At 36.3% G+C, this 11725-nt stretch carries 6 protein-coding genes and 1 pseudogene; all 7 read left to right on the plus strand.

What is annotated here, in order from left to right; translation table 11 throughout:
- A partial coding sequence (locus LE180_RS04555; RefSeq protein WP_374134281.1) for a sodium/proton-translocating pyrophosphatase occupies positions 1-661 on the plus strand: 661 nt, incomplete at its 5' end.
- Between the two features lie 167 nt (positions 662-828).
- The gene (gene pheS / locus LE180_RS04560; RefSeq protein ID WP_374134282.1) at positions 829-1848 is read left to right on the plus strand and encodes a phenylalanine--tRNA ligase subunit alpha; all 1020 of its coding nucleotides are present in this window, start codon (positions 829-831) and stop codon (positions 1846-1848) included.
- A gap of 28 nt (positions 1849-1876) precedes the next feature.
- Positions 1877-4246 (plus strand): phenylalanine--tRNA ligase subunit beta, encoded by a 2370-nt coding sequence (gene pheT, locus LE180_RS04565; protein WP_374134283.1) that lies wholly within the window; start codon positions 1877-1879, stop codon positions 4244-4246.
- A 60-nt stretch (positions 4247-4306) separates the two neighbouring features.
- Positions 4307-6688, plus strand: a complete 2382-nt coding sequence (locus LE180_RS04570; RefSeq protein ID WP_374134284.1) for a DNA methyltransferase — start codon at positions 4307-4309, stop codon at positions 6686-6688.
- 62 nt (positions 6689-6750) lie between these two features.
- Positions 6751-8250: an FAD-binding oxidoreductase gene (locus LE180_RS04575; protein WP_374134285.1), complete on the plus strand. Its 1500-nt coding sequence runs from the start codon at positions 6751-6753 to the stop codon at positions 8248-8250.
- A 14-nt stretch (positions 8251-8264) separates the two neighbouring features.
- Positions 8265-11123 (plus strand): M16 family metallopeptidase, encoded by a 2859-nt coding sequence (locus LE180_RS04580; RefSeq protein ID WP_374134286.1) that lies wholly within the window; start codon positions 8265-8267, stop codon positions 11121-11123.
- Between the two features lie 257 nt (positions 11124-11380).
- Positions 11381-11725 (plus strand): annotated as a pseudogene (locus LE180_RS04585) (hypothetical protein); the annotation flags it as partial.

Raw genomic sequence — 11725 nt, forward strand, 5'->3', positions numbered from 1 at the left:
TGAAAATCTTTCGTTGTTGCATGCTCCTTTCTTGTTAGGATTAATTGCAGGCGGATCTGTAATTTACTGGTTTACAGGCGCTTCTAATCATGCTGTAACAAGCGGAGCGTATAAAGCGGTAGAGTTTATTAAAGGAAATATTAAACTCGATGGTACAGCAGAAAAAGCTTCGATTGAAGATTCTAAGAAAGTTGTTGAAATTTGCACAAAATATGCTCAGAAAGGCATGATAAATTTATTCATGGTTGTTTTCTTTACGACACTTGCATTTGCATTTATTGAACCTTATTTTTTTATAGGATACCTTGTTTCAATAGCGTTGTTTGGTTTGTTTCAGGCTATTTTTATGGCAAATGCCGGCGGGGCATGGGACAATGCTAAGAAATACGTTGAAGTTGATTTGCGTGAAAAGGGAACGGAATTGCACAAAGCTACAGTTGTTGGCGATACAGTAGGAGATCCTTTCAAGGATACTTCTTCTGTCGCGATGAATCCTATAATTAAATTTACAACGCTTTTCGGACTTCTTGCGCTGGAGCTCGCGCTAGCTCTTTCTACAAAAGGCGCATTGAATGCAGTACTTGCAACGATATTCTTTATTATTTCAGTTATATTTATAGTAAAATCATTTACAGATCTAAGGATAAAAGAAGAAAGGTAATTTTAGTATGGAAAAAGGTGAATGTTTATAGGACGACGGCATTCGTTGTCTTGAATTCATTCTAAGCGCTTGATGCCGGCTGGATTGCTTTGTCATTTCGTTCCTTGCAAAGACATCGTTGGAGCAATTTAAAGCGAGTTGACTAATAATATAAAGAAGGATTTCGTATGAACAATATTGAGCAGATTATTAAAGAAGCCGTTGAAAAGATAAAAAATGCAGATATTAAGGCGCTTGAAAACCTGAAAGTTGATTACTTAGGAAAAAACGGTGTTTTAACGCAGATTTTAAAGTCTTTGTCGCAGTATTCTGTTGAAGATAAAAAGAAAATAGGAGCGCAGGCAAACAGGGCAAAAAGCATTATTGAAAGCGAAATTGAGAATAGAAAAATATTTCTTAAACAAGTTTTGCTTGACGAAAAAATGCAGAAAGAAAAGCTTGATTATTCGCAAAGTTTTTACTTCCCATTTCCAAAAGGGCATTTTCATCCGGTTGCGCAGACAATACAGGATATAATCGTTGTTTTTAAATCGCTTGGGTTTTCAGTTGTCGAAGGTCCAGAAATAGAAACTGATTGGTATAATTTTGGAGCTTTAAATATACCTGAAAATCATCCTGCAAGAGATACGCAGGATACTTTTTATCTTGATGGTATGAAAAATTTACTCAGGACGCACACTTCGCCCGGGCAGATTCATACAATGGAACAACATCAACCTCCAGTAAAAGTTATTGTTCCGGGTAGAGTTTATAGGAACGAAGCTTCAGACGCCTCGCACTCTGCAACTTTTCATCAAGTAGAAGGGCTTGCTGTAGATGAAAATATAACGTTTGTAGATTTAAAAGCAGTTCTTACTGATTTTGCGCGTAAGTTTTTTGTATCAGAATTAGACATACGTTTCAGACCGTCGCATTTTCAATTTACAGAACCGTCGGCAGAAGTTGACATGCGGTGTATGTTGTGCGGAGGTAAAGGTTGCAGAGTATGTAAAAATTTAGGCTGGATTGAAATATTAGGTTGCGGAATGGTGCATACAAACGTTCTAAAAGCTGTTAAATACGATGCGGACAGATATACGGGTTATGCCTTCGGAATAGGCGTTGAAAGGATTGCGATGTTAAAATATGGAATAGACGATATACGTTTGTTTTATGAAAACGACTTGCGATTTTTAAAACAATTCTAAGTTGCAATACTATTTTTGAGGAATTAAAATGAAGATATCATATAATTGGTTGAAAGAGTTTGTTAATTTTGAGCTTAATCCGCGAGAACTTGCCTCCGTACTTACTTCTTTAGGCATCGAAACTTCTGTTACATTAGGCGGATGCGGCTGGACTAGCGTTTATACTGTAAAAGTTTTAGATGTTCAAAAACATCCTGATGCAAATAAACTTTTTTTGTGCAGAGTAAGCGATGGAATGCAGGAATATTCCATAGTATGTGGAGCAAAAAATATTGCTGTTGGACAGATAGTTCCTCTTGCAAAAGTCGGCGCAACGCTTCCCGGAAAATTTGAAATAAAAAAATCAAAAATAAGAGGCGTAGAATCCGAGGGTATGATATGTTCTGAGGAAGAACTTGGTTTTAAGGCAGAATCTGATGGAAATATTTTAGTTCTTAGCGAAAATACAGAAATCGGCGCCCCTTTAGAAACAGTTTTAGATAATATCGATTCTATTCTTGAAGTAGAAATAGCAACAAACAGAGGCGATTGTTTAAGTCATTTGGGGGTAGCAAGAGAGATTGGCGCCAAGTTGCGCAAAATAGTGTCAATGCCTATAATAAAAAGTTTTAATGCGCCACAGTTAAACTGTGTTGAAGTAAAGTCTAATTTGTGTTTACGTTATATAGGCTGCATTATATCGGGAGTAAAAGTGGGATCGTCTCCGAAGTGGATGATTGACGTTTTAGAAAAAAGCGCAATAAGATCTATCAATAATGTTGTTGACATAGCTAACTATGTTATGGTAGAGCTTGGTCAGCCTCTGCATGCTTTTGATGTAGCAAAACTTAATTCAAAAAAAGTTATCGTAAGACAAGCGAACGATTCTGAAAAAATTACCGCTCTTGACGGCAAAGAATATAAACTTGATTCCGACATGCTTGTAATAGCAGACAATCAAAATCCGATTGCAATTGCCGGGATAATGGGTGGAGAATACTCCGGTGTTGATGAGAAAACTGAAACCATATTTTTGGAAAGCGCAATTTTTGATGCTACGTCGGTAAGAAAAACTTCTAAAAAATTAAATCTTTCAAGCGATTCTTCTTACAGGTTTGAAAGAGGTTTAGGCTGGGATATAGCAGATTTTGCTTTGTGGAGAGCCGTAAATTTGATAACGGAGATTGCCGGTGGAAAAATGGAAGCAAGAGAAGATTTGCAGACCGTTAAATATGCAAGAACAAATATTGCTTTAAGGGTTGAAAGAGTGGCAAAAGTTTTAGGATATATTGTTGAGGACGATGAAATAGCTGAAATTTTAAGATTTCTCGGAATAGATTTGCAGCCTCGTGGCGAGATTCTTCTTTGTACGGTTCCGTCTTGGCGCAACGATATAAAAGAAGAAGTAGATCTAATTGAAGAAATAGTAAGAGTCAAAGGGTATGACGCTGTACCCGCGTTAAAAAAGCATACAGATTATAATAAATATACGTTGAATAATTCGTTCCTTTCAAAAGTTGTTGAAGATTTTAGAGCCAAACTAAAAGGGCTTGGCTTTAGCGAAGCCTTAAATTACAGTTTTTCAGAAATTTCAGAACTGGAAAAGTTCGGTTTAAAATATTATTACAAAATAGCAAATCCGATATCAAAAGAAAATGAAGTTTTAAGGCCTTCTTTGTTGCCGGGATTGTATAAAAACTTAACACTTAATATTGGTCATGGCGCTGAAACTGTAACTTTGTTTGAGTATGGTAAAATTTTTAACGAAATGGGTGAAAGAAAAACTTTTGCAGGAATAATGTACGGCAAAATATGGCAGGAGTGGTGGAAATGGTTGGAACAAAAAATCAGTCCGAAATATGATTTTTATTTTGGTGGTGGCATAATCAAAAGTGTTTTGCCGTCTGATGAATTTGTAATTTCTGAAAATTTAACCCTGTATAATTATTATCACAGCGGTAAAACTGCAGCCATTATGCACAGAGGAAATGTTATAGGACAGTTTGGCGTTTTAAAACCGTCAATTACAGAAGACATGAAAGATGACGTTGTTTATTTTGAAATTGATTTGGAATCTATTGAAAAAGTCTGTGTTGACATCCACCCCACCTATAAAGCATTTTCAAAACGACCTGTAGTAAAAAGAGATATTTCAATAACTGCCGACAAAACTTTACAGCTTGCGAAAATAGAAAAGGTTATTAAAGATATTATGAATACGGGTTTTATTTTAAGAGAATATTCTTTGGTTTCCGTATATGTAGATGAGGAAAAATTAGGCGCGGAAAAAATAAGTTATTCCTTCAGATTGTCTTACAAAAGTGACAATAAAACATTGACAGATGAAGAAGTTAATAACGACATGAATACTCTTTTGCAAAAACTCGATGCAGAGCTTGGTGTTAAACTAAGACAATAAAGACATTGTTAGTAGTTCCTATTTCTTGCTGTGATTCTCCTTTCACTGAAATGAGTGGCAATGCCAACGGCATTGACTGGGTATTGGTGTTGGGCAGTCCCCGGGCAAAAACATTCTGGGATAAACTCTGCCCGTCGGGATATTAATATGAAAATGAGAGAAAGGTTATTTGGCAAACATAATTTTAAAAAGATAGTGTCTAACGCTGATTTTAAGGAAGACAGCGTTAGAGAAATTATAGTTTTGCCTATTTTAAAAGAACTTGGATATAGCGATGAAAATATAATACGCAGTAAAACTTTACGGCATCCTTTCTTAAAGATAGGAAGTAAAAAAAGACCTGTAAATCTTGTTCCCGACTATGTACTGAAAGTAGGTGATAGCTTTGCTTGTGTATTAGAGGCAAAAGCTTCAAATCAAAAGATTATAGATAACGAAAACGTAGAACAGGCGTATAGTTATGCGGCGCATCCAGAGATAAGAAGTTCGTATTTTGCGTTGTGCAACGGCATAGAATTTTCATTGTATAGGACTTCTGATAGCAGTAGTCCTATTTTATATTTTAATATGGAAGATATGGATAGAAATTGGGATAAGTTGCGACTTTTGTTATCTCCGGACAGTTTCCAAAGTGGGAAGCGATATGTTTATGAAGTAAGGGAAGACGTGTTGCGCAATGCTACGGATTTTAGCAGTGATAACAATAGATTTGATTATGCCAACAGACCTTTGCTCGAAGAGATACCTGTAAAGAAACGAGCCGCAAAGCGTCATTTTGGAGTACACGGATATTTTACGAAACAATCGTGGAATGTTGTAGCTGAATACATAAAGAATTTTAGCAGACATGGGGATTTAGTGTTAGATCCTTTTGGCGGCAGTGGCGTTACTGCGATTGAAGCTATGATGAATGGTCGAAGAGCGATAAACATAGATTTAAATCCTATGGCTATATTTCTAGTAGATTCGCTTATAGCGCCAGTGAAACAATCTGAGTTATCACAAGCGTTTGAAGAGGTAAGAGACGAATATGTAAAGAAAGAACCTAAAAGTGAAGAAGAGATTAAGAAAGCTATAAAGAAGTATCCAGGACCAAAGAAACTGGTATTGCCAAAAGGTTCGGATGTGAACACTGTTGATCAACTTTTTAGCGAGAAGCAGTTGATCCAACTTGCGCTACTAAAATCTATTATTTTGAAGCAGAAAGATGAAAATATAAGAAAATCGTTGTTACTTATGTTTTCTGGAACAGTAACTAAGATAAATCTTACAGCGCACACAACAATGCCTGGCGCTTCTGAAAGTAGTATGGGAGGAACAGATGCTGCAGCTTTTAGATATTATAGGTACAGAATTTCGCCAAAGATAACAAAGATTGATGTAATACGATGTTTTGAATCTCGCTATCAAAAAATATGCGCTGCAAAAAAAGAAATGGAATATTTCATCAATGACAAGACTATTTCAAATGCGCAGACTATCAAAGGCACTGCTGTTGATTTGTCTTTTTTACGCAATGAAAGCATAGATTATATTTATACCGACCCGCCTTACGGCAAAAAGATACCTTATTTAGATTTATCCGTAATGTGGAATGCGTGGTTAGATTTGGAAGTGACGGAGGAAGATTATAAGCAAGAGGCAATAGAAGGCGGAGAACATAAAAAGAGCAAAGAAGATTATAACAATCTTATGGCGAAAAGTATAAAAGAGATGTATCGCGTTTTAAAATTTGACAGATGGCTTTCTTTTGTATTTGCGCATAAGGACCCTGAGTTTTGGCATTTAATTGTTGATACCGCCGAGTCTTGCGGGTTTGAATATATCGGCGCCGTTCCGCAAAAAAATGGGCATAGTAGTTTTAAGAAAATACAAAATCCATTTACCGTGTTATCAGGGCAATTGATAATTAACTTTAGAAAAGTAAGAAATCCAAAAATAATAATGAAGGCTAATTTGGGGATGGAAATATCGGATACGGTCATGCAAACGATAGAAGGGATAATAGCAAAAAATAACGGCGCTACTTTAGAACAAATAAACGACGAACTGATAATTAAAGGATTAGAATTAGGATTTTTAGATTTATTAAAAAAAGAGTATTCGGACATTACGCCGTTGCTGCTAGAAAGTTTTGATTATAATGAAGATACTAAGATTTTCAACATAAAGAAGAATTCAAATTTTCAAACGCATATAGACGAGAGATTGAGAGTAAGATACTATTTAATAAGCTATTTGAGAAGAATGGAGCGGGAAAATATGGTCGTTACGTTTGACGAAATAGTTATGAAAATATTGCCTTTGTTAAAGAACGGAACTACTCCCAAGCATCAGACTATATTAAATGTTTTAGAAGACGTAGGTCAACGCGTTGACGACAACGGATGGAGATTAAAGCAATCCGGACAGTTGTCTTTGGACAAACTATTTTCAGTGTGATAACAGATAGCGCTGAAACAATGGTATCACTGTAGTTAAAAGTCAATATTTAGGAAAGTAAAGTGCTAATAAAGAAAGATAAATCCATAATACAAAATTATTTTGAAGACAATTCCGGCGTTGGAGGTTCTAACGCCGATTTTGTTGCAGTAGTGGAAACTGAAGATGATATTCCATCGTTTCTTTCTGAAATGTCTAAGACAAACACGCCCGTAACCGTTGCAGGGGCGCTCACCGGTAATACTGCCTCAGGTCTTGCGTTTGGCGGCGCGATATTGTCTTTAGAAAAACTTAATAAAATAGGCGAAATAGAAAGAGTTGATGATAGTAATGCTGTTATCGTCGTTCAATCTGGCGCTAAAACTAACGATATAAAATTAAAAGCCTATGGCGCAGGTTGGATGTATCCTCCGGACCCTACTGAAAAAAACGCGTCCATTGGTGGCAATATTTCAACTAACGCTTCAGGAGGTAGAGGCTTTAAATTTGGCGTAACAAGAGATTATATTAAGGCTTTAAAAGTTGTTTTTTCAGACGGTTCTATTAGTTTTGTTGAAAGGGGAAAATATTTTGCCGATGGAAACGGCGCGATAACTTTTGATACAAATAAAGGCAAAAAATGTACAATGCTTCCTAGATATCATTTACCTGTTATAAAAAATGCAGCTGGATATTATAATTATACTAAAGCAGATTTGGTGGACGTTTTTATAGGTTCAGAAGGCACTATTTGTGTTATTGTTGAAGCTGTTTTAAAACTTATTCCACATTTTAAAGAAGTTTTTGGCGGAATAGTATTTTTTGAAAAGCGAAATGACGCGTATGAATTTGTAAACAAAATAAAAACAATATCAAAAAAAACAAAAGAAGGATGTTTAAAAAATTCAATCAGCGCGATGTCTTTAGAGTATTTTGATAAAAATGCCTTACTCCTTATAAGAAACGATTATCCTATTATTCCTGAAAATATTGAAGCAGGTATTATGTTTGAACAAGACGTATATGAAGATAATCAAGAAGTTTTAACGGAAAAATGGGTTAAAGTCATTGAGAGTAGCAATATAGATTTAGAAAAAATTTGGTTTGCTTCTACTGTCGAAGAGCAAGAAAAGTTTAGAATTTTTAGACACAGAATTCCTGAACGTGTAAATGAAATGGTAAAAAAGAATAAAATTCCTAAAGTTGGCACAGATTTTGCCGTACCCGAAGGCAAACTTCCAGAGATTATTGATTTTTGCGATAGAGAATTCGCAAAAGCAGGCGTTTTTAATTTAACTTTTGGGCATATAGGCGAAAATCATCTGCATGCAAATATTGTAGCTGCAAGCAAAGGAGAGTACGAAAAGTGCAGACAGGTGTATGCGAATATTGCCGGTAAAGTTGTTGAACTTGGAGGTACGGTTTCAGCAGAGCATGGAATAGGGAAACTCAAACATATTTTCTTAGAAAAGATGCTTGGCGAAGAAGGTTTTAAAGAAATGGCTAAATTCAAAAAAAGCTTTGATGAATCAGGAATTTTAGGGCAGAATAATATCTTTCCTAAAAAATATATTTTACTATAAAGGTGATGTGTTTTATGAAAAAATTTTTATTAAAGCAGTGCGTTGCGCTTGTCTTTGTTATCATTGCAGGTTTGAGTGTGTGTTTGGGAACAAACATTGATTCTTCCGATATTTATGCAGGACTTGGACTTCCGTCTGATTCAATACCACTGATGCAGAAAGTGCGCAAAGGCGTTCTTCCAAATGGTATTAAATACTACATTCTTAAAAACAACAAACCTGAAAACAGAGCGTTTTTAAATCTTGTAGTAAATGCGGGATCAGTGTTGGAAAAGGATGATGAGCAAGGTCTTGCTCACTTTGTAGAACATATGAGCTTTAAAGGCACAAGAAGATTCCCTAAAGGAGAGCTATTAGACTATTTTCGTTCTCTGGGGATGCGTTGGGGCAAGGATGATAACGCATATACGTCCCTTGATGAAACGGTTTATCACATTGACGTTCCCATTGTAACTGACAAGAAGGGCGCAAAACAAATTCCAGATAAAATTCTTAACATACTTGATGACTGGACATGTTTTGTTATGTTCAATCCGGAAGATGTTGAGGATGAGAGAAATGTTGTTCTTGAAGAAGTAAGAAAGATAAAGGATGCAAATGCTAGGTTGTGGTTGTATAAAGTATATCCTGCTCTTTATCATGGATCGCCATATTCAAATCGTTTGCCGATAGGATTATCAGAAATTATTCGGAGCGCGCCTGCGTCACGATTAAAAAATTTTTATAAGACATGGTATCGTCCTGATAACATGGCATTAGTCATTGTTGGAGATTTTGATGATGTCGCTTTGGAAAAGTCGTTACCCTCTTATTTTCATGCGCCTGCGCCAGATACGTTATTGCAACGACCTGTTTACGATCTTCCTCTTCCTCAGAAAGGACGTATGGATGTGGAAATTTTTACGGACTCAGAACTGTCCTATGTTTATACGGGGCTTTATTACAAGAGAATGCCAAAACATATAACAGACGACTTTGCTTCTCTCCGCGAAGGACTCATCGACTCTCTTATAGAGAGTATGATTGCTCAACGTTTCGCGGATGAAGCTGACAAGGTAGGCGCCCCATATGCAGGGGCGGGGGCGCATAATGAAAGAGCAGCGGCAACTTCTCGCTTCTATGTCTTAGGCGCACAAGCGAAAACAGGGAATACAAAAGATACAATTAAAGCCTTGTTGGAGGAAAAAGAACGTATTTTACGTTATGGCTGGACAGATGCAGAGATTGAGAGAGCAAAACGTTCGTTGCTTTCCTATTTTGAACGCCTGCAAGCTGAAACACGCCAAGAATCTTATGACTATGCGCAAAAATTTACCAACCACCTGCTTGGAAAAGGGGAAAGGGTGCTAGATGATGAATGGATGTTTCTTGTGGCGCAAAAACTGGTTCCTCTTATTACGGCTAAGGATTTAGCGGAGGCAGCGCAAAATTATTTTGTTGATGATGATCTTACTCTATTTGTGCTTGCGCCTGAAACAGAGAAGCTTCCTTCAAAGATGGAAATCCGTAAAATAGTTAATAGTACGAAAAAAATGAAGATATTGCCTCCAAAATCTGAAGTATTTGACGATCAACTTGTAAGAAAAAACCCTACACCGGGAGCTATTTTGAAGGAAACAACAGATAAAGAAACGGATGCTATTGTATGGGAATTGAGCAATGGAGCAAAAGTGGTGTTAAAGCAAACTATAAATAAAGATAATGAAATTGCTCTATATGCGTTGGCTAAGGGTGGAACAACATCCAGTTCAATCGAAGATATTATGTCCGCAAGACTTGCTCCAGAAATGTCTTCAGCAAGCGGTGTAGGCGATTATTCTCGCCAGGAGCTTCATAAAAAACTTGCAGAAAAACAAGCATCAATTTTCTTTTGGATTGGGACTTTTACACGCGGTTTTGATGGATTATCAACAATTAAAGATGTTAAAACTCTTTTTGAACTGCTATATCTAGATTTTACTCAGCCAAAAATGGATTCTGATGCAGTTAAAATTTTGCTTTCACAATACAAAACTTATCTTGCAAATCAAGATATAAATCCGGAAATTTCCTTTTCAAAAGAGGTTACAAAAACTATTCACGGGAATAGTCCGTATTTTAACGAGCCGGAGATTTCTGATCTTTCAAAAGTAAACGAAATTGCCGCTCTAAATTTTATAAAAAAATCTTTAAATCCGTCGGACTACACGTTTGTTTTTGTTGGAAATATCGATATTAAAAAGATTAAACCATACGTTGAAACGTATTTAGCTTCTATTCCGAACGGAGAAACATGGGACATGGCGATTGATAGTATTATACAGCCGGAAGTTGTTGCTGAGAAAAAAGAAATTTATAAGGGAAAGGAAAATAAGAGTCTTGTATTCATGTCTTGGATTATAAGAGAAAAATACTCTCAGGAGTTGGATGCTGAAGCTAGTATATTAAAGGAATACATGAATATTATTCTTGTGGAGAACATTCGTGTAAAGCTTGGTGGCACATATTCAATTTCTAGTGATTTATCGTTATTACACTTTCCATACGATGAGCTGAAGCTTGAAATACACTTTTCGTGTGATCCAAAAAGGGTTGATGAACTTGTTGCTGCTGTTGAAAAAGATATAAAAACTGTTGCAGCAGGAAATATTGACAGAGATACTTTTGCAAAAGCCAAGAGAGCTTGTGAAAAATTATGGGAGAAAGCTGTGCAGGATAATGATACCATCGCAGGATCTTATGCTTATTCAAGTGTAATATACAACTCTTCGCTCAGTCGCATAAATAAATGGCCTTCTCTTTACAAAGCAGTAATTCCTAAAAATTTAGAAGATATGGTCAAAAAGCTCTTGAAAAACAGTAATTTTCAGGTAGTTCTGTATCCGGAGAAATAGTATCGCGTCTTCAAGTTTTTCTATCATTAGCAGTCCAAATAGATACTATTAATAATATAATCAAATCGCTAATCTTTGGTTGATTTTAGATTGAAATGTTAAAAGTAAGGGATTGAAAAAGTAAGGGATTAAATTTGTATAATGACAGTAGTTATAACTGATTATTTAAAAGAGTACGAAGATAGAGTTTAGATTTTGAAGAACAAAATAAGAAGGGTTTAAAGAGTCTGGACTACAAGAACGGAATGGTATTTAGAGTGATTAATTTCAAGAAGATGGTAAGCGTAGTTGTAGTATTTAGTTTGGTATTGAGTTCATGCGGAGGGAACAAGAATGGTGGGGGCGACGGCGGTGCTGGGAGCGGAGTAAATGGGCTAGGAAGGAATGTAGAGTTGAGTATATTTGAGAACGACATTAAAACCGTTGGGAGGGCAGGGGATGTAGTGCAAGATGGATCGACTATGAAGCTGGTTGGTAGTCGGTTTGAAAAGTGTGACCTTGACAGCGCCGTTGGTGGGAAAGAGGAAGTAGTATGTGTGAATAAGGGAAGTACCTCGACTGTTAGGTTTAAAAGCATGAAATATGGTGATGAGCTTCTTGAA

Origin of the sequence: Candidatus Endomicrobiellum pyrsonymphae, from assembly GCF_020328025.1 — a bacterium.
GTDB classification, from domain to species: Bacteria; Elusimicrobiota; Endomicrobiia; order Endomicrobiales; family Endomicrobiaceae; genus Endomicrobiellum; species Endomicrobiellum pyrsonymphae.

Coding starts and splice junctions, on each gene's coding strand:
- pheS (WP_374134282.1), top strand. CDS start 829: ATGAACAATATTGAGCAGATTATTAAAGAAGCCGTTGAAAAGATAAAA.
- pheT (WP_374134283.1), top strand. CDS start 1,877: ATGAAGATATCATATAATTGGTTGAAAGAGTTTGTTAATTTTGAGCTT.
- LE180_RS04570 (WP_374134284.1), top strand. CDS start 4,307: ATGCCAACGGCATTGACTGGGTATTGGTGTTGGGCAGTCCCCGGGCAA.
- LE180_RS04580 (WP_374134286.1), top strand. CDS start 8,265: ATGAAAAAATTTTTATTAAAGCAGTGCGTTGCGCTTGTCTTTGTTATC.